Raw genomic sequence first — 23,068 nt, 5'->3', positions numbered from 1 at the left:
TCCTGTTATTTGTCTTCGACGCGCAAGATCGCCAGGAACGCTTCCTGCGGAATCTCGACCGAACCCACCTGCTTCATCCGCTTCTTGCCTTCCTTCTGCTTCTCGAGCAGCTTCTTCTTCCGCGTGATGTCGCCGCCGTAGCACTTCGCGAGCACGTTCTTGCGCAGCGCCTTGATGTTCTCGCGCGCGATGATGTGCGCGCCGATCGCGGCCTGAATCGCCACGTCGTACATCTGGCGCGGGATGATCTCGCGCATCTTCGCGGCGACTTCGCGGCCGCGGTACTGCGACTGCGAACGGTGCACGATGATCGACAGCGCATCGACCTTGTCGCCGTTGATCAGCATGTCGACCTTCACGACATCCGCCGAGCGGTATTCCTTGAACTCGTAGTCCATCGACGCGTAGCCGCGCGACACCGACTTCAGGCGATCGAAGAAGTCGAGCACGATCTCGGCCATCGGGATTTCGTACGTGAGCTGCACCTGGCGGCCGTGGTACTGCATGTTGATCTGCACGCCGCGCTTCTGCTCGCACAGCGTGATCACCGAGCCGACGTAGTCCTGCGGCATGTACAGGTTCACGGTGACGATCGGCTCGCGGATCTCGCCGATCCGCGCGGGCTCCGGCATCTTCGCCGGGTTCTCGACCATGATCGTCGTGCCGTCGCTCTGCACGACCTCGTAGACCACGGTCGGCGCGGTCGTGATGAGGTCCATGTCGAACTCGCGCTCGAGCCGCTCCTGCACGATCTCCATGTGCAGCAGGCCGAGGAAGCCGCAGCGGAAGCCGAAGCCGAGCGCCTGCGACACTTCCGGCTCGTACTGCAGCGATGCGTCGTTGAGCTTGAGCTTTTCCAGCGATTCGCGCAGCGCATCGTACTGGTTCGCCTCGACCGGGTACAGGCCCGCGAACACCTGCGGCTTCACTTCCTTGAAGCCCGGCAGCGGCTCGGCGGCCGACTTGGTCGCGTGCGTGACCGTGTCGCCCACCTTCGCGGCGTTCAGTTCCTTGATGCCGGCGATGATGAAGCCCACCTGCCCCGCCGACAGCGATTCGAGATTGCGCGACTTCGGCGTGAACACGCCGATGTGCTCGACCGGATACTGCGCGCCGGTCGCCATCAGCTTGATCTTCTCCTTCGGACGCAACGTGCCGTTGACGATGCGCACGAGCATCACGACGCCGACATAGTTGTCGAACCACGAGTCGATGATCAGCGCCTGCAGCGGCGCGGCCGGATCGCCCTTCGGCGGCGGCACCTTCGCGATCAGCGCTTCGAGCACGTCCTCGACGCCGAGGCCCGTCTTCGCGCTGCAGCGGGTGGCGTCCATCGCGTCGATGCCGATCACGTCCTCGATCTCCTCGATCGCGTTCTCGGGGTTCGCGGCCGGCAGGTCGATCTTGTTCAGCACCGGCACGACCTCGACGCCCAGCTCGATCGCCGTGTAGCAGTTGGCAACCGTCTGCGCCTCGACGCCCTGGCTCGCGTCGACCACGAGCAGCGCGCCCTCGCACGCGGACAGCGAGCGGCTGACCTCGTACGAGAAGTCGACGTGCCCCGGCGTGTCGATCAGGTTCAGGTTGTACACCTTGCCGTCGCGCGCGCGATACGACAACGCGGCAGTCTGCGCCTTGATCGTGATGCCGCGCTCGCGCTCGATATCCATCGAGTCGAGCACCTGCGCTTCCATTTCACGGTCGGCGAGCCCGCCGCATACCTGGATGATGCGATCCGCGAGCGTCGACTTGCCATGGTCGATGTGCGCGATGATCGAGAAGTTGCGAATATGATCCATTCAGTGCCGATCAAGCGAAAAAGGCGCGCTCGACGACTGCGGAGCACGCCTTGTAAGTCGGTGAAAAAACGGCTTATTTTAGCCGAAAAGCCCCCCCACCGGGAGGCATTTTGGCGGCCGGCCGCCGCCGGGCCTCAGCGCCGGGCGGCGAGCGCGTTCCGCACCCGCATCTCGTCGAAGCGGTGACGGCACACTTCCGCGCCATCCAGCAGCAGCACCGGCACGTCCTCGTCGTAGCGGGCGACGAGCGCCGCGTCCGCGTCGATGTCGACGTAGTCGACCGTCACGCCGAATTCGGCCGCCACCGGCGCCAGTGCGGCGCGCATGTCATCGCACAGGTGGCACCAGCCGCGGCCGTAGAGCGTGAACATCGCGCTCGCGTTACTTCTGGCGCGGACGCAGCGGGAAGAACTGCGTATTGTCGCCGCGCCGCACCAGCACCGCGACCGCCTTTTGCGGATCGAGCTGGGCGGTGACGTCGGCGAACTGCTTCGCGCTCGTGATGTCGGTGTCGCCGACGCGCAGCACGATGTCGCCGCGCTGCAGCCCCGCGCGCGCCGCCGGACCGTCGACGCCGTCGACCTGCACGCCGCTCCTCAGCTTCAGCGCCTTCAACTGGTCGGCCGGAATGTCACTGACCGTCAAGCCGAGCGCGTTGCTCTGGCGCGGCTTCTGCGGCGGCTTCTTGCCCGGATCGGCCTTCGCGGCCGTTTCGGCCGGCGTCTCGGCGATCGTGATCGGCAGATCGCGTGCCTGACCCTTGCGCCACACGTTGATCGTCGCCTTCGCGCCCGGCTTCGTGTCGCCGACCATGCGCGGCAGATCCGATGCCGTGTCGACCGGCTTGCCGTTGAACTTCAGGATGATGTCGCCCGGCTGGACGCCCGCCTTGTCGGCCGGCCCACCCGGCTCGACGCTGCTGACGAGCGCGCCTTCCGTCTTCGGCAGGCCGATCGAGTCGGCCACGTCCTTCGTCACCTCGCCGATCGCCACCGCGATCCGGCCGCGCGTGACCTTGCCGGTCGCCTTCAGCTGGTCGGCCACGCGCATCGCCTCGTCGATCGGGATCGCGAACGAGATGCCCATGAAACCGCCCGTGCGGCTGTAGATCTGCGAATTGATGCCGATCACCTCGCCCTGCATGTTGATCAGCGGGCCGCCGGAGTTGCCGGGGTTCACGGCCACGTCGGTCTGGATGAACGGCAGGTAGTCGCCCGTGTTGCGGCTCTTCGAGCTGACGATGCCGGCCGTCACCGTGTTGTCGAGGCCGAACGGCGAGCCGATCGCGACGACCCATTCGCCGACGCGCACCTTGTTCGAATCGCCGATCGCGACGACCGGCAGGTTCGACGCCTGGATCTTGACGACCGCGACGTCGGTGCGATCGTCGACGCCGATCAGCTTCGCCTTGAACTCGCGCTTGTCGGTCAGCGTCACGTAGATCGTGTCGGCGTCATCGATGACGTGCGCATTGGTCATCACGTAGCCGTCGGCCGACACGATGAAGCCCGAGCCGACGCCGCGGTTCTGCTCGGTGTCGGGCGGATTGTCGGGCTGAGGCGCGTTCTTCGGGTTGCCCGGCGCCTGCGGCAGCGGAATGCCGAAGAAGCGGCGGAAGAATTCCGACATGTCGCCGTTGTCGAAACCCGGCGGGAGCGCGCCGCGCGGACTGCCCGACGGTACGTTGGCGGTCGTCCGGATGTTGACGACGGCCGGCCCGACCTTTTCGACCAGATCCGCGAAATCGGGAAGGCTGGCGGCGGGCGCCGCCGCCGCGGAATGCGGCATGAGCGGCAGGCAAGCCGCCACCGCCGCAACGGCCAGCCATTTGCGCAGCGTGAGTTTCATCATGTCGGGAACGGAAAGCGTTACTTGGAAGCCTTGTATTCTATGGCAGACGCGAATTGCTGCAACGTGGCCGGCGGCACTTCGCCGAGCACGGTGATCCAGTAGCCCCCGCGGCGCTTGACGAGCACGTGCGTCGCGCCGGTGCTGCCCGCGCCTTCCTTGCGCGTATTCTTCTCGGCCGGCTCGACGAACACCGAGACCGTCGCGAGCCCGTCGGTAAAGACGGCCTGATCGACCGGAATCGGCGGGTCGCCCGCATCGCGCGCGGCCATCGGCCGCCGCACCTCGCGGATCTTCTGGAAGCCGGCAATGCTTGGCGCGAGCTGCCAGCCCTGCGCCTCCATGTCGACCGGCGCCACCGGCGGGCGCACGACCGTCCAGCCGCCCAGGCTGCGCATGCCGGACATGATCGCCGACTTGTCGGCCGCGCCCGCGCCACCCATCTGCAACTGGGAGAACGCGATCTGCTCGAGCACGTGGTCGCTCGCATCGAGCGTCTGCGACCGCAGCAGCAGGCCGGTGCGGGCGTCGGCCCACAGCTTGTAGGTGAAGCGGTACCCGTCCTTCGGCGCCAGTTCGACGACCTGCGCATCGAGCCCCGCCACGCGATCCTTGCCGAGCAGCTTCGCGTCGTAGACCGACATCACGCGCTCGCCGCTCGCACCGAGCAGCGCGGGAAACGAGTCCCGGGCCTGCCGGCGCTCGACGACGCACAGCTTGCGCTCGGGCACGAACGTATACAGCTCGTCGTTATGCCGCAGCAGCTTGCGGGGCTTGCCGTCGAGACTCTCGATCCGCTCGAATTCGCCGTCGCGCGAGGCGACATGCGTGATCCGCGACGACTGCACGTATCCGCCTCGCTGGTAGACGAACGTGCCTTCGTAACTCTGCTGCTGCGCCGCCTGCTGGATGCGGTCGAGCCAGTCCGCGGCGGCCTTGCGGGTCGCGACGGGATCGTCCGGCTGCTGCGCGTTGGCGTGAAGGGATTGAACGGACAACAACGCGGCTGCGCAAAGCAGGAAGGCCGGCAGCCGCTTCCATCCGGAGATGGCGTGATTCAACCGCAATGTCCGCATCGGGTTATTGGCTTGGCGTCGTCGTGGTCACGGCAGCGCGAATCAGCGGCATCGAGCCCGTGACGACGGGCTGCTGCGCGAATTGCTGATGCGCTTCAAGGTACTGGTCGAGGCTTGCGTCGCGAATGATGTTCGCTTCCTGCAGCCCCTGCTGCGACGGCGCCTGCGCGACCGTCACGCGCTGCAGGCCGTTCTGCTGCGACGCACCGGCCGATGCGACCTGAACGGCGCCCGGTGCACCGGGCGTCTGCATCTGCGGGACGACGATCCACGTCAGCGTCGCGGCGGCCGCGGCAACCGCGAAGGCCGGCACGACGCGCCGGCGCAGCGACAGCAGCCTGCGGGAAAGCGGCGCGGCGGCCGGCGCGAGCAGATGCGGCTCGGCTTCGAGTCGCTCCGACAGGCGCGCGGTGAACGACGCGCTCATCGCCGGCGCCAGCGCCAGCTCGTCCGAGCGCAGCGCATCGCCGATCAGGTGGTAGTGGGCCCACGCAGCGCGATCCGCGCGGTCGAGCTCAGCCAGAAACTGCCCGTGATCCGGGCCGTCGAACATTTCGCCGTCGACCAGAGCGGAAAGGCGCTCGCCGCGCGGGCACGCCTGCGACTGCGTATTGACCGACCCCATGATGCTCCCCATCTTGCACACCCCGTCGTGACTTCACGACTCTATCGTAACTGGACCCCGACCGCGCCGGTCCGCCCACAACGCTTACCAGCGCTTGCCTTCGGGCGTATCGAGCAGCGGACGCAATTTTGTCGCGATTGCCTCGCGCGCCCGGAAAATCCGCGAGCGGACCGTCCCGATCGGGCAGCCCATCATTTCCGCGATTTCCTCGTAGCTCAGGCCTTCGATCTCGCGCAGCGTGATCGCCTGGCGCAGCTCCTCGGGCAGAACGGCCATTGCAGCATTGACCGTCTCGGCAATCTGCTTGCTCATCAACATCGACTCAGGCGTGTTGATATCCCTTAGTTGGTCTGCGTCGGAGAAAGTTTCCGCCTCCTCGGCATCCGCCTCGGTCGAGGTCGGCGCCCGGCGACCCTGCGTCGCAAGGTAGTTCTTCGCCGTATTCACGGCAATCCGGTACAACCACGTGTAGAACGCGGACTCGCCGCGGAACTGCGGCAGCGCGCGGTACGCCTTGATGAACGCGTCCTGGGCCACGTCCTCGACCTCGGCGGGATCCCGCACGAGGCGCGAGATCAGCCGAATGATCTTGCGGTGGTATTTGGAGACCAGGAGTTCGAACGCCGCCTTGTCGCCTTTCTGAACGCGCTCGACCAGAACCTGATCGATTTCTTTTTCACTCACCTGACAAATCCGTTAACTAGGGATGCAACGCGGAGGGCTATTGTAGCGTTCCCGCGCCGGCCGCTGGTTACGATGCGTAACGGCCGCGCCGTCACGCCGGCCGCGCCGCCGTCGCGGTTCTCGCCAGCACGGACAGCGCGCTGAACGACGGCGCGTCGAGCGCGTCGGCCGGAATCAGCAACGGACGCGCACGGCGCCCGCCCTGCCCGACCGACAGCACGAGCAGCAGGCTGCTCCAGTGAGCGTAACCGGTCACGCGGCCGCGCGCGAGCAATTGCCCGGCGCGACCGAATGCCGCAACCTCGCCGAGTGCATCGATCCGCACCTCGGCCGGCAGTCGCCGCGCGCAAGCACGCACCACGCCGAAGGCCAGCAGCGCCGCCGTCACGGCCATCGCACCCGTCCCGGCCGCGACGCCGACGCGCGGCGCGACGAACAGGTGCACCGCCACTGCAGCCGCCGCGATGAAAACGGCCAGCACCACATACAACACGGCCGAGGCCCGCAGCGCGAAACGCTGCGGGCACCCGGCCGTGGTTCCGACAGGATTCGTCAAGCGATTCCGCGTCAGGCGCGCTTGAACACCAGCGTGCCGTTGGTGCCGCCGAAGCCGAAATTGTTCTTCACGGCCACGTCGATCTTCATGTCACGCGCGGTGTTCGCACAATAGTCGAGATCGCACTCCGGATCCTGGTTGAAGATGTTGATCGTCGGCGGCGACACGTTGTTGTGCAGCGCCAGCACCGTGAACACCGATTCGAGGCCGCCCGCGCCACCCAGCAGGTGGCCCGTCATCGACTTCGTTGAGTTCACGACGAGCTTGTACGCGTGGTCGCCGAACGCAGCCTTGACGGCATCGGATTCGTTCTTGTCGCCCAGCGGCGTCGACGTGCCGTGCGCGTTCAGGTACTGGACCTCGTCCGGGTTCATGCCGGCGTCGCGCAGTGCCGCGACCATGCAGCGGCGCGGACCGTCCATGTTCGGCGCGGTCATGTGGTACGCGTCGCCCGTCATGCCGAAGCCCGCGACTTCCGCGTAGATCCTTGCGCCGCGCGCCTTCGCCGACTCGTACTCTTCCAGCACCATCACGCCTGCGCCCTCGCCCAGCACGAAGCCGTCGCGGTCCTTGTCCCACGGACGGGACGCGGTCGCCGGATCGTCGTTGCGGGTCGACAGCGCACGCGCCGCCGCGAAGCCGCCGATGCCGAGCGGCGACACCGTCGATTCGGCGCCGCCCGCGACCATCACGTCGGCGTCGCCGGCCTGGATCAGGCGTGCGGCGAGACCGATGCTGTGCAGGCCGGTCGTGCAGGCCGTGACGGCCGCGAGGTTCGGGCCCTTCAGGCCGAACATGATGCTCAGGTGGCCCGAGATCATGTTGATGATCGAACCCGGCACGAAGAACGGCGAAATCCGGCGCGGGCCGCGATCGACGTAGGTCTGATGGGTTTCCTCGATCATCGGCAGACCGCCGATGCCGGAGCCGACCATCACGCCGATGCGTTCCGCATTGGCTTCGGTCACTTCCAGCCCGCTGTCCCTGAACGCCTGCATGCCGGCGGCAATGCCGTAATGAATGAAGGTGTCCATGCTGCGGGCTTCCTTCGCCGGGATGTACTCCTCGGCATTGAAGCCCTTCACCTCGCCCGCGAAATGCACGGCCAGGTTCGACGAATCGAATTTGGTGACGGTGGCGATGCCGGACTTGCCGGCCACGAGATTGGCCCAGCCGTCGGCAACACTATTGCCAACAGGCGAAATCAGCCCCAGGCCTGTAACGACAACACGACGGCGGCTCACGGTAACCTCTTTTCCATTGGATGACAAAAACAAAAGCCACAGCGGCCACAGGAACCAGCCCTGCAAGCCCTGTGGCTGTTACTCCGTCCGGCAAGGATGCCGGCAGGATGGCGCGTCAAATGCGACAGTCGCGAAAAGCGCGGACAGCGCTTACGCCTTGACGTTTGCGCGAGCGTAGTCGATCGCTTGCTGAACCGTCGTGATCTTCTCGGCTTCTTCGTCCGGGATTTCCATGCCGAACTCGTCTTCCAGGGCCATCACGAGCTCGACGGTGTCGAGCGAGTCGGCGCCCAGATCGTTCACGAACGAAGCTTCGTTCTTGATCTCGGCTTCTGCGACGCCCAGTTGCTCAGCGACGATCTTCTTGACACGTTGTTCGATATTGTCCATTACCCCTCCGAGGGAAAGTTCAGATTTACAAGTGCGCGCATTTTATCAGGTTTGCTGCCGGCCAAAACGCGCGTTGGCTTGATGGTCGATCAAGCGCCGATCCGCCAATAACCGGATACGGCGCGGATGGTAAACGAAAATCCTTACGACATGTACATGCCGCCGTTCACGTGCAGCGTCGTGCCGGTGATGTAACCGGCCTGCGGCGATGCGAGGAACGCGACGGCATGGGCGATGTCTTCCGGGCTGCCGAGGCGGCCAAGCGGAATCTGGGTCTTGAGCGCGGCCTGCTGTTCTTCCGGCAGCGTCTTCGTCATGTCGGTGTCGATGAAGCCCGGCGCCACGCAGTTGACCGTGATGCCGCGGCTGCCGATCTCGCGCGCGAGCGCGCGGGTCATGCCCGCGACGCCGGCCTTCGCGGCCGCGTAGTTCGCCTGGCCCGGGTTGCCGGCCGAGCCGACCACCGACGTGATGTTGATGATGCGGCCGCCGCGCGCCTTCATCATCGGGCGCAGCACCGCGCGCGACAGGCGGAACACCGACTTCAGGTTGGTGTCGATCACGGCGTCCCAGTCCTCGTCCTTCATCCGCATCGCGAGCTGGTCCTGCGTGATGCCCGCGTTGTTGACGAGCACGTGCAGCGCGCCGAATTCCTTGACCGTCGCGTCGATCAGCGCTTCGGCCGCCGCCGCGTCGTTGACGTTCAGTACCGCGCCGCGGCCCGTGACGCCAGCTTCCGCGAAGGCCGCGGCAATGGCGGACGCGCCCGATTCGCTCGTGGCCGTGCCGATCACCGTCGCGCCCAGGCGCGCCAGCTCGAGCGCGATCGCCCGGCCGATGCCGCGCGACGCGCCGGTCACGATCGCAACCTGTTTATCGAGAGTCTTTTCCATGGATCGAATATCCGTCTCTGGTGGAAAGGCGCCGCCGGGTCAGGCGGTCGCCAGCTTGAGCGCTTCGTCGAGCGACTCCGGATCGAACACCGACGCGCCCGTCAGGTTGGCGTCGATGCGCTTCGTGAGGCCCGCGAGCACCTTGCCCGGACCGCATTCGATCACGTGCGTGACGCCGGTGCCGGCGATGTGCCGCACGCACTCGACCCAGCGCACCGGCCCTGCGGCCTGGCGCACCAGCGCGTCCTTGATCGCGGCCGGATCGCTCACGACCGCGACGTCGATGTTGTTGACCACCGGGATCTGCGGCGCCTTCACGTCGACGGTCGCGAGGTAGTCGCGCAGCTGGTCCGATGCCGGCTTCAGCAGCGACGAGTGGAACGGCGCCGACACCGGCAGCGGCAGTGCGCGCTTCGCGCCCTTCGCCTTCGCGATCTCGCAGGCCTTCTCGACAGCCGCCTTGTTGCCGGCGATGACGACCTGCGCCGGCGCGTTGAAGTTCACTGCTTCGACGACGCCCGCTTCCGCGGCTTCGGCGCACACTGCGCGCACCGTGTCGTCGTCGAGGCCGAGGATCGCGGCCATGCCGCCCTGGCCGACCGGCACCGCGGTCTGCATCGCCTGCGCCCGGAAGCGCACGAGCGGCACCGCGTCCTTGAACGCGATCGCACCGGCGGCAACCAGCGCCGTGTATTCGCCGAGGCTGTGGCCGGCGACGATCGACGGCGCCGGGCCGCCCGCCTGCTGCCACGCGCGGTAGCACGCATACGCGGCCGTCAGCATCACGGGCTGGGTGTTGGTGGTGAGATTCAGCTCTTCAGCCGGACCTTCGGCGATCAGCTTGCCGAGATCCTGGTTGAGCGCATCGGACGCTTCCTGGAGCGTTTCGCGCACGACAGCCAGATCGGCGAATGCATTGAGCATGCCGACCGACTGCGAGCCCTGCCCCGGAAAAACGAACGCAAATTTCATATCGTCCCCAATTGAATCGATTCGGACGGCGCGCGCATACGGCGCGCCGGATGGGAGCGCGCGCAGCGGGCGCGCGCAGCAGGTACGCGCAGCAGTCGCGTGTGACGGATCAGAAGCGGAACACCGACGCGCCCCACGTGAAGCCGCCGCCGACGCCCTCGATCAGCACGTGCTGGCCGCGCTTGATGCGGCCGTCGCGCACCGCGGCGTCGAGCGCGAGCGGAATCGACGCGGCCGACGTGTTGCCGTGCTCGCCGACCGTCACGACCATGCGCTCCTGCGGCAGACCCAGCTTGCGGCAGGTGCTCGTCATGATGCGGATGTTGGCCTGATGCGGAATCAGCCAGTCGACCTGCTGCGGCGCGAGGTTCGCCTTGGCGAGCGCCTCGATCGCGACCTTCTCGAGCACGTTGACCGCAAGCTTGAACACGGCCTGGCCATCCATGTGAAGGAATGCGTTGCCGGCGACCACGCCGCCGTTGACGTGGCCGGGCACGCAGAGAATGTCCGCGTAGCTGCCGTCCGCGTGCAGCGCGCTGCCGAGCACGCCCGGCTCCTCGGATGCGGACAGGATCACCGCGCCCGCGCCGTCGCCGAACAGCACGCAGGTCGTGCGGTCCTTGAAGTCGAGGATGCGCGAGAACGTCTCCGCGCCGACGACGAGCGCCGTGCGGTGCTGGCCGCTGCGGATGAAGCTGTCGGCCGTCGCCATCGCGTACGCGAAGCCGGAACACACGGCCTGCACGTCGAACGCGGCGCCGCCGTTCTTGATGCCGAGCTTGCTCTGCAACAGGCAGGCGGTGCTCGGGAACACGAAATCGGGGGTCGAAGTCGCGACGATGATCAGGTCGATCGACTGCGGATCGATATCGGCCGCCTCGATCGCGCGCCGCGACGCTTCAAGCGCGAGGTCGCTCGTCGCGACATCCGGTGCGGCGAAGTGGCGCGCATGGATGCCCGTACGCGCAACGATCCACTCGTCGCTCGTCTCGATGCCGTCCTTCGCAAGACGATCGGCCAGCTGCTGGTTCGTGACACGGTCGGGCGGCAGGAAGCTGCCCGTGCCGAGCACGCGGGAATAGAGAGTCGATTGGGCCATTTATGCTTTAGAGGATAGCGCAGCGGAGGGCTCGGCGTGCTGGCCTGCGGCGGGACTCGCGTGACCTGCGCCGCTCGCGTCATGCCCGGCGGCGTCGCCGAGCGATCCGGAATTATCCGCCATCGCGCGCGCGAGGCGCTCCAGGACGCCATTTTTGACGGCATCATACCCGCGTTTGATCGCCCACTCAAACGCGTAGGCGTCCGCGGAGCCGTGGCTCTTGATCACGAGGCTCTTCAGGCCCAGCAGCGCCGCGCCGTTGTACTGGCGGTGGTCGACGCGCCTCTTGAAGCGCAGCAGCACCGGCAGCGCGAGCACGGCCATCAGCTTCGACAGCAGCGAGCGGCCGAATTCCTCGCGGATGATGTCGGACAGCATCTGCGCGAGGCCTTCGGACGTCTTCAGCGCGACGTTGCCGACGAAGCCGTCGCACACGATCACGTCGACCGTGCCCTTGTAGATGTCGTTGCCTTCGACGTTGCCGCGGAAATTGAGCGTGCTTGCGCGCAGCAGTTCGCCCGCGCGCTTGATCGTCTCGTTGCCCTTGATGACCTCTTCGCCGATGTTCAGCAGGCCGATGGTCGGACGCTCCTTGCCCTCGAGCGCCGCCACGAGCGCGTGCCCCATCTCCGCGAACTGCAGCAGGTGCTGCGGTTCGCAATCGACGTTCGCACCGAGGTCAAGCATCATCGTGTAGCCGGTCGGGTTCGGCAGCGCGAACGCGATCGCGGGCCGCTCGATGCCGGGCAGCGTCTTGAGCACGTAACGGGAGACGGCCATCAGCGCGCCGGTGTTGCCGGCGGAGATGCAGGCCTGGGCCTGGCCTTCCTTGACTTGGTTGAGGGCGACGCGCATCGAAGAATCCTTCTTCTTGCGCAATGCCACTTCGACCGGATCGTCCATCGCCACGACTTCGGTGGCGGGCACGATGGTCAGCGCAGGGTCGTCGAGCGCCTTGCACTTCTTGAGCTGCGCACGGATCGCACTCTCGATGCCGACGAGCATCAGGTGCGCATCGGGGTGCGCGCGAACGAACTTGACTGCCGCGGGAACGGTCACGGACGGGCCGTGGTCGCCTCCCATGCAATCGATTGTGAGCTTTACAGTCATGGAATGCGACGAATTTCAGGCACAAAAAAGCGGCAGTTGAATGCCGCCTTTTCGTAGAGCCAGGAAAGTGTCAAGCGAACCAGTGGTCACGCGAACGGCGATCGCAGCACGCGTGACATGACGCTTAGTCGTTCTTCGTCTTGACGACTTTCTTGCCGCGATAGTAGCCGTTCGGGCTGACGTGGTGACGCAGGTGCACTTCACCCGTGCTCGGCTCGACTGCCAGCGGCGCTGCCGTCAGGAAATCGTGCGAACGATGCATGCCGCGCTTCGACGGCGACTTCTTGTTTTGCTGGACTGCCATGACTAACTCCTAAAAATTTTCCGGATTCTAACACAGCCCGATCCGGCGCTTGACTACCCTGGCCCACGGCCCTACGCCTTCCCGCGCCACACTGCTCAGTGTTTCTTGTTGCCGTCCCCGCCCTTCTTCAGCGCTTCGAGCGCCGCAAACGGATTCGGCTGTTTGCCTTCGTCCCCGTCTTCTTCGGACGCTTCGTCCGATTCGTCCGCGGGACCGCTCGCACCCGACACGAGGCTTTCGTGAACCGCCGGGCAAACCTCGTGCCTGGGCACGAGCGGCAGCGAAAGCAGCAACTCCTCCTCGATCAAGTCGACGAGATCGAACTGGCGGGAGCCCACGATCACATCGGCTTCATCGTCGTCGAGCGGAAATTCTTCAGCTTCTTCTTCGGTCGCGACGATCCGGTACGTCATGTCGACGTCGAACGCCTGATCGCACGGACTCATGCAGCGCTGGCACGTGAGCCACGCATGGCCGTGCAGCGCGAGGCGCAGATAAGGCTGCTGCCCCTCGGCGCCGTCGTCCTGCAGCTCGTTCTGGGTGAACCCTTCCGCCTGCCAGGTGAAGACCGTGTCGCGATCTGGCGCGTCCGCCGGCACTTCGTTTAACATGCGCGGCAGCTGCGAAAGGTGCACCGCGCCGGCCGCCTGCCGCCCGCTGCGGGCGAATTCGAACAGGTCGACCGCGTGCGGATCGAGCGAAACCGCAGGTTTGCCAGAAGAGGTGCTCATGTGCGCTCCTGCGTATCGATCCGGCCGTGCGCCGTGAACTTCCGAAGACCCGGCAGACGCCCAATCAGGAGCCTGCCGATGAAAAGCGGGAAAGCATACCCGTTTTACCTTTTCCGGTCAATCACTTAAGCTTACGCCCGCGCGCGCCGCCGCGCCGCGCCCCGACGACTCATCACCAACCGACCATGCCGGACACCTTTTGCCGCTCGCCGCGGCTGATTCTCGCCTCCAGTTCCCGTTACCGCCGCGCGCTGCTCGAGCGGCTCGGCGTGCCGTTCGACGTCATGTCGCCCGACCTCGACGAAACCCCGCTGCCCGGCGAGACGCCCGCCGCGACCGCGCTGCGCCTCGCCGGCGCGAAGGCGCGCGCGGTTGCCGCCACGATCGATGCGCCGGACGGCGTGCTCGTGATCGGCTCCGATCAGGTCGCGACCTTCGACGGCCTGCAGATCGGCAAGCCCGGCACGCACGAGCGCGCGCTCGCGCAGCTCGTCGCGATGCAGGGCCGCGAGGTCGAATTCCACAGCGCGCTCAGCCTGTACGACAGCCGCACGGGCGAATCGCAGAACGAGGATGTCGTCACGCGCGTGCGCTTCCGCACGCTGCCCGAGGCCGAACTCGACGCCTACCTGCAGGCGGAAACGCCCTACGACGTCGCCGGCAGCGCGAAATCCGAGGGGCTCGGCATCGCGCTGCTCGACGCGATCGACTCGGACGACCCGACCGCGCTCGTCGGACTGCCGCTGATCGCGCTGACGCGGATGCTGCGCGCCGCGCACTACCCGCTGTTCGCCACCCGCGGAGACCGCGCATGACGGCCGGCACGCTCTATCTGGTGCCGAACACCCTCGGCGACGGCGACGCATCGATGCTGGCCGCGGTGCTGCCCGCCGCCGTGCAGGCGCAAGCCGGCACGCTCGGCTACTACATCGGCGAAAACGCGAAAACCACACGCGCGTTCCTGAAGAAGATCGGCACGACGCGGCCGATCCAGGAAATCCAGATCCGTGAGCTGAACGTCAACACGCCGGCCGGCGAGATCGACCGGCTGCTCGCGCCGGTGCTGGCCGGCGCGGACGCCGGGCTCGTGTCCGAGGCCGGCTGCCCGGCCGTCGCCGACCCGGGCGCGCTGCTGGTGCGCCGCGCGCACGAGCGCGGCGTGAAGGTCGTGCCGCTCGTCGGGCCGAGCTCGATCCTGCTGGCGCTGATGGCGTCCGGCCTGAACGGCCAGAGCTTCGCGTTCAACGGCTACCTGCCGGTCGACGCGGGCGCGCGCGCGAAGCGGCTGCGCGAACTCGAACAGCTGTCGCGCAAGGCGCGCCAGACGCAGATCTTCATCGAGACGCCGTATCGCAATCACGCGATGCTCGACACGCTCGTCGCGACCTGCGCGCCGTCGACGCTGATCTGCGTCGCGGCCGACCTGACGCTCGCGACCGAGACCATCGCGAGCCGCACCGTGGCGGAATGGAAAAAGGCGCCGGTGCCCGATCTGCACAAGCGCCCTGCGATCTTCCTGTTACTGGCGAACTGACGGCGGAACACGCGCCGGGTCTTGCCCGGCGCGTGAACCGCCCCTAACGCAGGCTGAGCTGCGCGCCCGTGGCCAGCGCCTTCATCGCGGCATTGCCGACCGCCGCGCCGAACTTGCGCGCGACGCGGTTTGTCAGGCTCTCCTTCACCGTGTAGTCGACGAGGTCGGGCGCCTTCAGCACGTCGCGCGCGACCGAGTCGGTCGTGCCGAAGCCGTCCGCGAGCCCGAGCTCGACGCCCTTCTCGCCGGTCCAGAACAGGCCCGAGAACATGTCCGGCGTCTCATGCAGGCGCGCACCGCGCCCGTCCTTCACCGCCTTGATGAACTGCGCGTGCACCTGATCGAGCAGCGCCTGCGCGTGCGTGTCCATCTTCGGGGTTTCCGGCGAGAACGGATCGTAAAAACCCTTGTTCTCGCCCGACGTATGCAGGCGCCGCTGGATGCCGAGCTTGTTCATCAGGCCGGTGAAGCCGAAACCGTCCATCAGCACGCCGATCGAGCCGACGATGCTCGCCTTGTCGACGTAGATCCGGTCGGCCGCCGCCGCGATGTAATACCCGCCCGACGCGCACATGTCGGTCACGACCACGTACAGCGGCTTGCCCGGGTATTTCGCGCGCAGGCGCTTGATCTCGTCGTAGACCATGCCCGCCTGCACCGGGCTGCCGCCCGGGCTGTTGATCTGCAGCACGACGCCTACTGTGCCGTCGTCGTCGAACGCGGCGTTGAGCGCCGTGTTGATGTCGTCGGCGTTCGCGTTGACGCCGGCCGCGATCTCGCCGTCGATCGTCACGACGGCCGTGTGCCGGCCGCTCGTCGAGAACTTCGCATCGCTCGAGAAATCGATCAGCGCGAACGCGAGCAGCAGGAACACGGCGAGGAACGCGAAGCGGAAGAAGATCTTCCAGCGGCGGGCCGCGCGCTGCTCCTTCACCGCCGCGAGCGCGATCCGCTCGAGCGCTGCGCGCTCCCAGTTCGGTTCGCGGCCGTCGGGGCGGGAGGAGGAATCGGGAGGGGTCGTCGGTTGGTCGGCCATGCGTGGTTGTCGTCAGTCAGTCGTGGCGGGCCGCAAATCGGCGTCGGGCACCCAGAATACCGCGCGGCCGTCGGGCGTGTCCCGCTCGTCGACCTCGACCGGCCGCAGGCGGGCGCCGCGGCACGGGCCGCCGACGCACTTGCCGGTGTCCGGCGCATAGATTGCGCCATGCGTCGCGCACATCAAGTATAAGCCCGACGATTCGAAGAACTGGCCCTCGGCCCAGTCGAGCTCCATCGGCACGTGCGCGCAGCGGTTCAGGTAGCCGTACGCGCGGCCGTCGTAGCGCACGAAGAACACGACGGCCGACTCGCCGCGCAGCGTCGCGTCGACGCGCACGCCGGCGCCGCCGTCGGCCAGCGCGTCCGACGCGCAGACGCGCACCGCGTCCGGGGCGGGAACGGCCGCGCTCATGCGAACTCGCGCAGCCAGCCGGCCAGCGCCTCGACGTCCGCCGCGACGAAGCGCGGCGCCAGTGCGGCGAGCGCGTCGGCCGAGTGCGCGCCGTACGCGACGCCGATGCCGGCCGCGCCCGCGCTGGCCGCCATCTGCAGGTCGTGGGTCGTGTCGCCGATCATCACGGTGCGCGCCAGGTCCTGCCCCAGTTCCCGGCCCAGTTCCTGAAGCATCGCCGGGTGCGGCTTCGAGAACGTCTCGTCCGCGCAGCGCGTCGCATCGAACAGGCTCGTCAGCTTCGCCTGGTCGAGCGCACGGTTCAGCCCGACCCGGCCCTTGCCGGTCGCGACCGCCAGCAGATAGCCCGTATCGCGCAGCTCCGCGAGCAGTTCGCGCACGCCGGCGAACAGCTCGATGCGCTGGTCCTTGATCAGGTAGTGATAGCGGTAGCGCTCGGCGAGCCGCGGATAGTCGGACGGATCGAGGGTCGGCGCCGTGATCTGCAGCGCGTCGCGCAGGCCGAGGCCGATCACGTAGCGGGCCGCCTCGTCGGACGGCGCGGGCAAGCCGAGATCGCGGCATGCCGCCTGGATACTGAAGGCGATGTGCGCCGTCGAATCCATCAGCGTGCCGTCCCAGTCGAAGACGATCAGGTCAAATTGCTGTCGTGCCATGCGGTTCAAGCGGTATCGCGCAATGCGCTCAGTTGGTCGAGGAAGCGCCGGCATTCGTCCGGCAGCGGCGCGTCGAACTGCAACGCCTCGCCGGTCAGCGGATGCGCGAGCCGCAGCCGGTGCGCATGCAGGAACATGCGCTTCAGCGACGGCTGCGCGTTCGCGCGCGACAGCGCCTTGTTCAGTGCGAAATCGCCATACTTGGCGTCGCCGGCGATCGGCAGGCCGAGATGCGCGAGGTGCACGCGAATCTGATGGGTCCGACCCGTTTTGAGTTCCGCTTCGACGAGCGCATAGTCGGGCCAGCGCTCGACGAGGTTGAACACGGTGTGCGACGGCAGGCCGTCGTCCTGCACGCGCACCCGGCGCTCCCCTTCCGGGGTCGTGTACTTGAACAGCGGCGCCTTCACCGCGCGGCGGCGGCCCCAGTCGGACTGCCACTCGCCGTGCACGCACGCGAAATAGCGCTTGTCCATCCGGTTCTCGCGGATCATCTCGTGCAGGCCGACGAGCGCGGCACGCTTCTTCGCGAGCATCAGGACGCCGGAGGTCTCGCGGTCGAGACGATGCACGAGCTCGAGGAATTTCGCCCGCGGGCGCGCCTGCCGCAGCTGCTCGATCACGCCGAACGCGACGCCGCTGCCGCCGTGCACCGCGACGCCGGCCGGCTTGTCGATCACGAGCATCGCGTCGTCCTCGAACAGCACGTCGAAATGCGCGGGCGGCACGACCGGCTTGTCGGCGCGCGCGAGATCGGCCGCGGCCATCCGCACCGGCGGCACCCGCACGATATCGCCGTGCGCGAGCCGGTACTGCGCGTCGACCCGACCCTTGTTCACGCGGACTTCGCCGCTGCGCAGGATCCGGTAAATATGGCTTTTCGGCACGCCTTTACAGACGCGCAACAGGAAATTGTCGATCCGCTGACCCGCGGAACTTTCGTCGATCTCGACCATCGAGACCTGGCCGCTCGCGACCGAATTCTGGGATATTTTGCCTAACTCATTCATACTGAATATAATTTTGCCCAGCCTGACGTAGCGGGCGGCCTGATCGGCCAACCCGGACGGATTGGGCAAGGCGCAAGCGCAAACCGTCATTTTACTTGCGCCGGGGGCTGGCTGCTCGCCCCGAACAAAGAGAAGCAGCAAGTTGCACGCACGGCGCCGGCCGCCGGCAGGGATCACGCCCACAGGCGGATTCGGTCGGCAAGGCGCCGCGGTAACGGAAAGTTGGTTGAAAAGAATTTAATTGGCAGCCGGGCGGCGCGACGCGTCCGATCCGGCTGCCGGTTGCGAAAAACGGCGTTGCGCCCGATTTGGCCCCGCGAAGCGTGCGGGGACTGGCGACGTCAAACCAAGGAAGAACACCCCAGGCGGGAAAGTCGGGCTGGATTCGATACTCCCCGCTGCGGCCCAAGCCGCAGCATCTGCCGCCCGTCGGCGCGCGCGACTTTCTGCGCGCGCCCGCGGCAGTGCCCGGTCTGAGGCTTAGCGCGCTTGTGCAGCGTGCGGAGTGTCGACGCCGTGCTTTGAAGCCGTATTCGCAGGTGCCCTATGGCCGCCGGCCCCGTCGTTCGGGACCCAAGCGCCTCTTCAGGCAATTCTCCCCGCCATCGATCCCGCTCCAGCGTGCTTGTGACAACACAACAAGGCGCGGCCTGCCGTCGTTCCCGCCCTTGCGGCTGACAACCGCGAGGCGCCGGCAGCAGAGCCGCCTGGAGTCGTTCATGAAACGCATGTTGTTCAACGCGACGCAGCAGGAAGAACTGCGCGTCGCCATCGTCGATGGGCAAAAACTCATCGACATCGATATCGAGACCGCCGGACGCGAACAACGCAAAGGCAATATCTACAAGGGCGTCATCACCCGCATCGAGCCGTCGCTCGAAGCCTGCTTCGTCAACTACGGCGAAGACCGCCACGGCTTCCTGCCGTTCAAGGAAGTCGCCCGCCAGTACTTCAAGGAAGGCGTCGACATGCGCTCCGCGCGCATCCAGGACGCGCTGCGCGAAGGCCAGGAGCTGATCGTCCAGGTCGAGAAGGAAGAGCGAGGCAACAAGGGCGCGGCGCTCACGACGTTCATCTCGCTCGCCGGCCGCTACCTCGTGCTGATGCCGAACAACCCGCGCGGCGGCGGCGTGTCGCGCCGCATCGAGGGCGACGAGCGCCAGGAACTGCGCGAAACGATGGCGCAGCTGCAGATTCCGGACGGCATGAGCATGATCGCCCGCACCGCGGGCATCGGCCGCAGCGCCGAGGAACTGCAGTGGGACCTGAACTACCTGCTGCAGCTGTGGCGCGCGATCGAAGCCGCGTCGCAGAGCGGCCGCTCGGGCGAGCCGATGCTGATCTACCTGGAATCGAGCCTCGTGATCCGCGCGATCCGGGACTATTTCCAGCCGGACATCGGCGAAATCCTGATCGACACGACCGAGATCCACGATCAGGCCCGTGCGTTCATGGACATCGTGATGCCGGACAACGTGTCGAAGGTGAAGCGCTACCACGACGACGTGCCCCTCTTCTCGCGCTTCCAGATCGAGCACCAGATCGAGACCGCGTATTCGCGCACGGTGCCGCTGCCGTCGGGCGGCGCGATCGTGATCGACCACACCGAGGCGCTCGTCGCGATCGACGTGAACTCGGCGCGCGCGACCAAGGGCGCGGACATCGAGGAAACGGCGACCCGCACCAACCTCGAGGCGGCCGACGAAGTCGCCCGCCAGCTGCGCCTGCGCGACCTCGGCGGCCTGATCGTGATCGATTTCATCGACATGGAATCGGCCAAGAGCCAGCGCGAGGTCGAGCAGCGCCTGAAGGACGCGCTCAAGCATGACCGCGCCCGCGTGCAGATGGGCAAGATCTCGCGCTTCGGCCTGATGGAGCTGTCGCGCCAGCGGCTGCGCCCGGCGCTGTCCGAAGGCAGCCACGTGACCTGCCCGCGCTGCAACGGCACCGGCCATATCCGCGACACCGAATCGTCCGCGCTGCAAGTCCTGCGGATCATTCAGGAAGAAGCGATGAAGGAAAACACCGCGGCGATCCACTGCCAGGTGCCGGTCGAGGTGACCGCCTTCCTGCTCAACGAAAAGCGCCAGGAAATCAACAAGATCGAGTCGCGCTTCAAGGTCGGCATCGTGCTGATCCCGAACAAGCACCTCGATACGCCGCACTACAAGCTCGAGCGCCTGCGTCACGACGATGCGCGCCTCGACGATCCGCGCGCATCGTGGAAGATGGCCGAGGAAGCCGCCCGCGAGCTGGAATCGGAAACCGGCTACAGCAAGCGCGCCGCCGAAGTGAAGCCGAAGCAGGAAGCCGCGGTCAAGGGCATCACGCCCGAGCGTCCGGCGCCGAGCCCGGCGCCGCAGCGTCCGGCCGAGCCGACGCCTGCGCCCGTCCCGGTCGCCGCTGCAAGCGGCGGCATCATCGGCTGGCTGAAGGGCCTGTTCGGCATGCAGCCGGCACCCGCGCCGGCCCCGGCTCCGGCCCCCGTGAAGGAGCAGGCCGCCCGCCCGGCGCGCGAGCGCACCGAGAAGCCCGAGCAGCGCGGCGAACGCGGCGGCGATCGCAATCGCAACCGCCGCGGCGGCGCCCAGCAGCCGCAAGGCGGCCGCGACCAGGCCGCAGCCGGCCGCGGCGGCCAGCCGCAGCGTCCGGAGCGCGAAGGCAAGGAAGCCCGTGAGGCACGCGAGCCGCGTGAAGGTCGTGAGGGCCGCGAGGGTCGTGAAGGCCGCGAGGGCCGTGGCCAACGCGAACCGCGTGAAGCGCGCGAGGGCCGCGAAACCCGCGAAACCCGCGAGCCGCGTGAAAGCCGCGAGCCGCGCGAACGCGTCGAGCAGCCGGAAGCCGTCGAGGCAGCCGGTCGCGGCGAGCGCCAGGACCGCGGCGAACGTCGCGAGCGCGGCGAGCGCCGCAAGCCGACCCAGCATGCGGCCACGCTCGAAACGGTCACCCGCGGCGAAAGCCATCCGGAACTCGAAGCCGACAAGGCTGCCGCCGCCCTGCCGGGCGCCGAGGTGATGGCCGACGCGGAAGCCGGCGCGCGTGACGGCGAGGAACGCCGCCGCCGCCGTCGCGGTCGCCGCGGCGGTCGTCGCGAGCGCGAGGAAGACGGCACGATCGTCGCCCACGCAGCGGACGGCACTGAAGGCGAAACCGCTGTCGCACCGGCAGCGGAGCCCGTGGCGCACGCAGCGCCGGTCGCCGAAGCGCCGCACGCGGCAGCACCGGCAGTCGCGGCGGCTGTCGCGGCAGCCGGCGCCGTCGTTGCGGAAGCGGTCGCGCACGCAGAGCCGGCCGCTGCCGACACGCAGCCGGAACCGGCTCGCGTCGAGCCCGCACCGGCCGTCGCCGCGGTCGAACCCGCCGTTGCGGCGCAACCGGTTGAAACCGCTGCGCCGGTCGCTGCGGCCGAAACCGGCCCCGCACCGGTCGCGGTCTCGCCGAACGATGCGCTGGAAGTGCCGGAAGCGCCTGCGGCCGTCGCAGCGCCGCAACCCGCACCGGTCGCCGAAACCGCCCCGGTCGCGACGGTCACGATGGTCGAAACCGCCCCGGCGGTGGCAGCCGAGCCGGTTCGCGTCGAAGCGGCGCCGGTCGAAGCTGCCGTGGCCGTCCCGGTCGTCGAGCAAGCGCAACCGGCTGCCGCGGCGCCCGCCTCGGCCAGCCTGGAGACGGTGCTGACGCAAGCCGGGCTCGTCTGGGTGAACACGGACGCCGACAAGTTCCGCGCCGCCCAGGACGCCGCCGCGCAGCTCCCGCGGCCGGCTCGCGTGCCGCGGGAGCGCAAGTCGCTGCCGCCGGTCGACACGACGCCGATGCAGCAGGTGGAAACGACGCATCACTGATCGCGTCCGCCGTCACGAAAAAGCCCGCTTCGGCGGGCTTTTTCACGTCCGCGCTGCGGGTTTTCCGCCCGCAGCCCGCTGCGGCGCTTGCGGCTAGAATAGAGGTCTGGCTCGTACCGCTTTCAACATGTCCCGACGCATCATTCCCCTCGCCGACGTCAGCGGGTTGCCGGACGTTTCCGGCGCCGCACATACCCCGGATGGCCTGCTGCACGACACGCTTGCGCGTCCGCTGCGCGATCTGCGCATCTCGGTGACGGATCGCTGCAACTTCCGCTGCGTGTACTGCATGCCGCGCGCGGTGTTCGACAAGGATTACCCGTTCCTGCCGCATAGCGCGCTGCTGACGCTCGAGGAAATCGAGCGGATCGCGCGGCTGTTCGTCGCACACGGTGTCGAGAAGATCCGCATCACGGGCGGCGAGCCGCTGCTGCGCAAGAACCTCGAATTCCTGATCGAGCGCCTCGCGCGCCTGACGACCCACGACGGCCGCCCGCTCGACCTGACGCTGACCACCAACGGCTCGCTGCTCGCCCGCAAGGCGCGCGCGCTGAAGGACGCCGGGCTCACGCGCGTGACGGTCAGCCTCGACGCGCTCGACGACACGCTGTTCCGGCGCATGAACGACGCCGACTTCGCGAGCGCCGACGTGCTCGACGGCATCTTCGCCGCGCAGGCCGCCGGCCTCGAGCCGGTCAAGGTCAACATGGTCGTGAAGCGCGGCACCAACGACAGCGAGATCCTGCCGATGGCGGCGCGCTTCCGCGGCACCGGCGTCGTGCTGCGCTTCATCGAATACATGGACGTCGGCACGTCGAACGGCTGGAACATGACCGAGGTGCTGCCGTCCGCCGACGTCGTCGCGCGCATCGCCGAGCATTTCCCGCTCGTGCCGCTCGAGGCCCACACGGCGGCCGAGACCGCGCAGCGCTGGGGCTACGCGGACGGCGGCGGCGAGATCGGCGTGATCTCCAGCGTCACGCAGGCGTTCTGCGGCGACTGTACGCGCGCGCGCCTGTCGACCGAAGGCAAGCTGTACCTGTGCCTGTTCGCGACGGCCGGCCACGACCTGCGCGCGCTGGTGCGCAACGGCGCGAGCGACGCCGAGATCGCCACCGCGATCGCACGCATCTGGCAGGCCCGCACCGACCGCTATTCGCAACTGCGCGGCAGCGCGATGGCCGACACGGCGGCCGACCGCGCGGGCAAGCGCGTCGAAATGTCCTACATCGGCGGCTGACGCGC

At 67.6% G+C, this 23,068-nt stretch carries 23 protein-coding genes; 4 read left to right on the top strand and 19 right to left on the bottom strand.

Features of this window, described 5'->3' with window-relative positions:
• Positions 1-5 precede the first annotated feature (5 nt).
• The 15 genes from lepA to HWX31_RS05565 all read right to left on the bottom strand — a co-directional run bounded on the left by lepA (position 6) and on the right by HWX31_RS05565 (position 13,331).
• Complete coding sequence (gene lepA, locus HWX31_RS05635) at positions 6-1,799, bottom strand: translation elongation factor 4 (protein WP_059564752.1); 1,794 nt, start codon at positions 1,797-1,799, stop codon at positions 6-8.
• Positions 1,800-1,933: 134 nt separating this feature from the next.
• The gene (locus HWX31_RS05630; RefSeq protein WP_174964806.1) at positions 1,934-2,170 is read right to left on the bottom strand and encodes a glutaredoxin family protein; all 237 of its coding nucleotides are present in this window, start codon (positions 2,168-2,170) and stop codon (positions 1,934-1,936) included.
• A 10-nt stretch (positions 2,171-2,180) separates the two neighbouring features.
• Positions 2,181-3,650 carry a DegQ family serine endoprotease gene (locus HWX31_RS05625; protein ID WP_174964807.1) on the bottom strand — a complete coding sequence of 490 codons (1,470 nt, stop codon included), beginning with the start codon at positions 3,648-3,650 and terminating at the stop codon, positions 2,181-2,183.
• Positions 3,651-3,667: 17 nt separating this feature from the next.
• Positions 3,668-4,723: a MucB/RseB C-terminal domain-containing protein gene (locus tag HWX31_RS05620; protein ID WP_174964808.1), complete on the bottom strand. Its 1,056-nt coding sequence runs from the start codon at positions 4,721-4,723 to the stop codon at positions 3,668-3,670.
• A gap of 4 nt (positions 4,724-4,727) precedes the next feature.
• Entirely contained in the window at positions 4,728-5,348 is a 621-nt protein-coding gene (locus HWX31_RS05615; RefSeq protein WP_174964809.1) for a sigma-E factor negative regulatory protein, read from the bottom strand.
• Positions 5,349-5,432: 84 nt separating this feature from the next.
• On the bottom strand, positions 5,433-6,032 hold the full coding sequence (gene rpoE, locus HWX31_RS05610; RefSeq protein ID WP_042583474.1) for an RNA polymerase sigma factor RpoE: 600 nt from the start codon (positions 6,030-6,032) through the stop codon (positions 5,433-5,435).
• Between the two features lie 91 nt (positions 6,033-6,123).
• Positions 6,124-6,588 carry a hypothetical protein gene (locus HWX31_RS05605; RefSeq protein WP_174964810.1) on the bottom strand — a complete coding sequence of 155 codons (465 nt, stop codon included), beginning with the start codon at positions 6,586-6,588 and terminating at the stop codon, positions 6,124-6,126.
• Positions 6,589-6,599: 11 nt separating this feature from the next.
• Positions 6,600-7,832, bottom strand: coding sequence for a beta-ketoacyl-ACP synthase II (gene fabF / locus HWX31_RS05600; RefSeq protein WP_059878389.1), 1,233 nt, complete (start codon positions 7,830-7,832; stop codon positions 6,600-6,602).
• Positions 7,833-7,982: 150 nt separating this feature from the next.
• The gene (gene acpP, locus HWX31_RS05595) at positions 7,983-8,222 is read right to left on the bottom strand and encodes an acyl carrier protein (protein ID WP_004197638.1); all 240 of its coding nucleotides are present in this window, start codon (positions 8,220-8,222) and stop codon (positions 7,983-7,985) included.
• Between the two features lie 143 nt (positions 8,223-8,365).
• Positions 8,366-9,115, bottom strand: a complete 750-nt coding sequence (gene fabG, locus HWX31_RS05590) for a 3-oxoacyl-ACP reductase FabG (RefSeq protein ID WP_174964811.1) — start codon at positions 9,113-9,115, stop codon at positions 8,366-8,368.
• 39 nt (positions 9,116-9,154) lie between these two features.
• Positions 9,155-10,087 (bottom strand): ACP S-malonyltransferase, encoded by a 933-nt coding sequence (fabD, locus tag HWX31_RS05585; protein ID WP_174964812.1) that lies wholly within the window; start codon positions 10,085-10,087, stop codon positions 9,155-9,157.
• 109 nt (positions 10,088-10,196) lie between these two features.
• Positions 10,197-11,186 carry a beta-ketoacyl-ACP synthase III gene (locus HWX31_RS05580; RefSeq protein WP_174964813.1) on the bottom strand — a complete coding sequence of 330 codons (990 nt, stop codon included), beginning with the start codon at positions 11,184-11,186 and terminating at the stop codon, positions 10,197-10,199.
• A complete protein-coding gene (gene plsX, locus HWX31_RS05575) occupies positions 11,187-12,296 on the bottom strand; it encodes a phosphate acyltransferase PlsX (RefSeq protein ID WP_059929713.1) in 1,110 nt (369 codons plus the stop codon). It lies immediately after the preceding gene.
• A 124-nt stretch (positions 12,297-12,420) separates the two neighbouring features.
• Positions 12,421-12,600 (bottom strand): 50S ribosomal protein L32, encoded by a 180-nt coding sequence (gene rpmF, locus HWX31_RS05570; RefSeq protein WP_006051932.1) that lies wholly within the window; start codon positions 12,598-12,600, stop codon positions 12,421-12,423.
• Between the two features lie 95 nt (positions 12,601-12,695).
• On the bottom strand, positions 12,696-13,331 hold the full coding sequence (locus tag HWX31_RS05565; RefSeq protein WP_174964814.1) for a DUF177 domain-containing protein: 636 nt from the start codon (positions 13,329-13,331) through the stop codon (positions 12,696-12,698).
• Between the two features lie 185 nt (positions 13,332-13,516).
• Between HWX31_RS05565 and HWX31_RS05560 the strand changes: the two genes are divergently transcribed.
• Both HWX31_RS05560 and HWX31_RS05555 read left to right on the top strand, forming a co-directional pair.
• Positions 13,517-14,146, top strand: a complete 630-nt coding sequence (locus HWX31_RS05560; protein ID WP_174964815.1) for a Maf-like protein — start codon at positions 13,517-13,519, stop codon at positions 14,144-14,146.
• Positions 14,143-14,865 (top strand): SAM-dependent methyltransferase, encoded by a 723-nt coding sequence (locus HWX31_RS05555; protein ID WP_059536759.1) that lies wholly within the window; start codon positions 14,143-14,145, stop codon positions 14,863-14,865. The genes HWX31_RS05560 and HWX31_RS05555 overlap by 4 nt, the downstream gene beginning before the upstream one ends.
• 43 nt (positions 14,866-14,908) lie before the next feature.
• Here the strand turns inward: HWX31_RS05555 and HWX31_RS05550 are convergent, their stop codons facing one another.
• The 4 genes from HWX31_RS05550 to HWX31_RS05535 are packed head-to-tail and all read right to left on the bottom strand — an operon-like array spanning position 14,909 to position 17,981.
• Positions 14,909-15,901 carry a S49 family peptidase gene (locus HWX31_RS05550; RefSeq protein ID WP_124470880.1) on the bottom strand — a complete coding sequence of 331 codons (993 nt, stop codon included), beginning with the start codon at positions 15,899-15,901 and terminating at the stop codon, positions 14,909-14,911.
• 12 nt (positions 15,902-15,913) lie between these two features.
• Positions 15,914-16,315 carry a Rieske (2Fe-2S) protein gene (locus HWX31_RS05545; RefSeq protein ID WP_174964816.1) on the bottom strand — a complete coding sequence of 134 codons (402 nt, stop codon included), beginning with the start codon at positions 16,313-16,315 and terminating at the stop codon, positions 15,914-15,916.
• On the bottom strand, positions 16,312-16,971 hold the full coding sequence (locus HWX31_RS05540) for an HAD-IA family hydrolase (RefSeq protein WP_174964817.1): 660 nt from the start codon (positions 16,969-16,971) through the stop codon (positions 16,312-16,314). Before HWX31_RS05540 ends, HWX31_RS05545 begins: the two co-directional genes overlap by 4 nt.
• A 5-nt stretch (positions 16,972-16,976) precedes the next feature.
• Complete coding sequence (locus tag HWX31_RS05535; RefSeq protein ID WP_174964830.1) at positions 16,977-17,981, bottom strand: RluA family pseudouridine synthase; 1,005 nt, start codon at positions 17,979-17,981, stop codon at positions 16,977-16,979.
• Positions 17,982-18,700: 719 nt separating this feature from the next.
• Between HWX31_RS05535 and HWX31_RS05530 the strand changes: the two genes are divergently transcribed.
• Both HWX31_RS05530 and moaA read left to right on the top strand, forming a co-directional pair.
• Positions 18,701-21,823 carry an Rne/Rng family ribonuclease gene (locus HWX31_RS05530; RefSeq protein WP_174964818.1) on the top strand — a complete coding sequence of 1,041 codons (3,123 nt, stop codon included), beginning with the start codon at positions 18,701-18,703 and terminating at the stop codon, positions 21,821-21,823.
• A 127-nt stretch (positions 21,824-21,950) separates the two neighbouring features.
• A complete protein-coding gene (moaA, locus tag HWX31_RS05525) occupies positions 21,951-23,063 on the top strand; it encodes a GTP 3',8-cyclase MoaA (protein WP_174964819.1) in 1,113 nt (370 codons plus the stop codon).
• Positions 23,064-23,068: the final 5 nt, after the last annotated feature.

The sequence above is a fragment of the Burkholderia ubonensis genome (genome assembly GCF_902833085.1).
In the GTDB taxonomy this organism is placed as follows: domain Bacteria; phylum Pseudomonadota; class Gammaproteobacteria; order Burkholderiales; family Burkholderiaceae; genus Burkholderia; species Burkholderia ubonensis.
This window is presented reverse-complemented; position numbering and strand designations above follow the sequence as displayed.

Coding starts and splice junctions, on each gene's coding strand:
- lepA (WP_059564752.1), bottom strand. CDS start 1,799: ATGGATCATATTCGCAACTTCTCGATCATCGCGCACATCGACCATGGC.
- HWX31_RS05630 (WP_174964806.1), bottom strand. CDS start 2,170: ATGTTCACGCTCTACGGCCGCGGCTGGTGCCACCTGTGCGATGACATG.
- HWX31_RS05625 (WP_174964807.1), bottom strand. CDS start 3,650: ATGATGAAACTCACGCTGCGCAAATGGCTGGCCGTTGCGGCGGTGGCG.
- HWX31_RS05620 (WP_174964808.1), bottom strand. CDS start 4,723: ATGCGGACATTGCGGTTGAATCACGCCATCTCCGGATGGAAGCGGCTG.
- HWX31_RS05615 (WP_174964809.1), bottom strand. CDS start 5,348: ATGGGGTCGGTCAATACGCAGTCGCAGGCGTGCCCGCGCGGCGAGCGC.
- acpP (WP_004197638.1), bottom strand. CDS start 8,222: ATGGACAATATCGAACAACGTGTCAAGAAGATCGTCGCTGAGCAACTG.
- fabG (WP_174964811.1), bottom strand. CDS start 9,115: ATGGAAAAGACTCTCGATAAACAGGTTGCGATCGTGACCGGCGCGTCG.
- fabD (WP_174964812.1), bottom strand. CDS start 10,087: ATGAAATTTGCGTTCGTTTTTCCGGGGCAGGGCTCGCAGTCGGTCGGC.
- HWX31_RS05580 (WP_174964813.1), bottom strand. CDS start 11,186: ATGGCCCAATCGACTCTCTATTCCCGCGTGCTCGGCACGGGCAGCTTC.
- plsX (WP_059929713.1), bottom strand. CDS start 12,296: ATGACTGTAAAGCTCACAATCGATTGCATGGGAGGCGACCACGGCCCG.
- rpmF (WP_006051932.1), bottom strand. CDS start 12,600: ATGGCAGTCCAGCAAAACAAGAAGTCGCCGTCGAAGCGCGGCATGCAT.
- HWX31_RS05565 (WP_174964814.1), bottom strand. CDS start 13,331: ATGAGCACCTCTTCTGGCAAACCTGCGGTTTCGCTCGATCCGCACGCG.
- HWX31_RS05560 (WP_174964815.1), top strand. CDS start 13,517: ATGCCGGACACCTTTTGCCGCTCGCCGCGGCTGATTCTCGCCTCCAGT.
- HWX31_RS05555 (WP_059536759.1), top strand. CDS start 14,143: ATGACGGCCGGCACGCTCTATCTGGTGCCGAACACCCTCGGCGACGGC.
- HWX31_RS05550 (WP_124470880.1), bottom strand. CDS start 15,901: ATGGCCGACCAACCGACGACCCCTCCCGATTCCTCCTCCCGCCCCGAC.
- HWX31_RS05545 (WP_174964816.1), bottom strand. CDS start 16,315: ATGAGCGCGGCCGTTCCCGCCCCGGACGCGGTGCGCGTCTGCGCGTCG.
- HWX31_RS05540 (WP_174964817.1), bottom strand. CDS start 16,971: ATGGCACGACAGCAATTTGACCTGATCGTCTTCGACTGGGACGGCACG.
- HWX31_RS05535 (WP_174964830.1), bottom strand. CDS start 17,981: ATGAATGAGTTAGGCAAAATATCCCAGAATTCGGTCGCGAGCGGCCAG.
- HWX31_RS05530 (WP_174964818.1), top strand. CDS start 18,701: ATGAAACGCATGTTGTTCAACGCGACGCAGCAGGAAGAACTGCGCGTC.
- moaA (WP_174964819.1), top strand. CDS start 21,951: ATGTCCCGACGCATCATTCCCCTCGCCGACGTCAGCGGGTTGCCGGAC.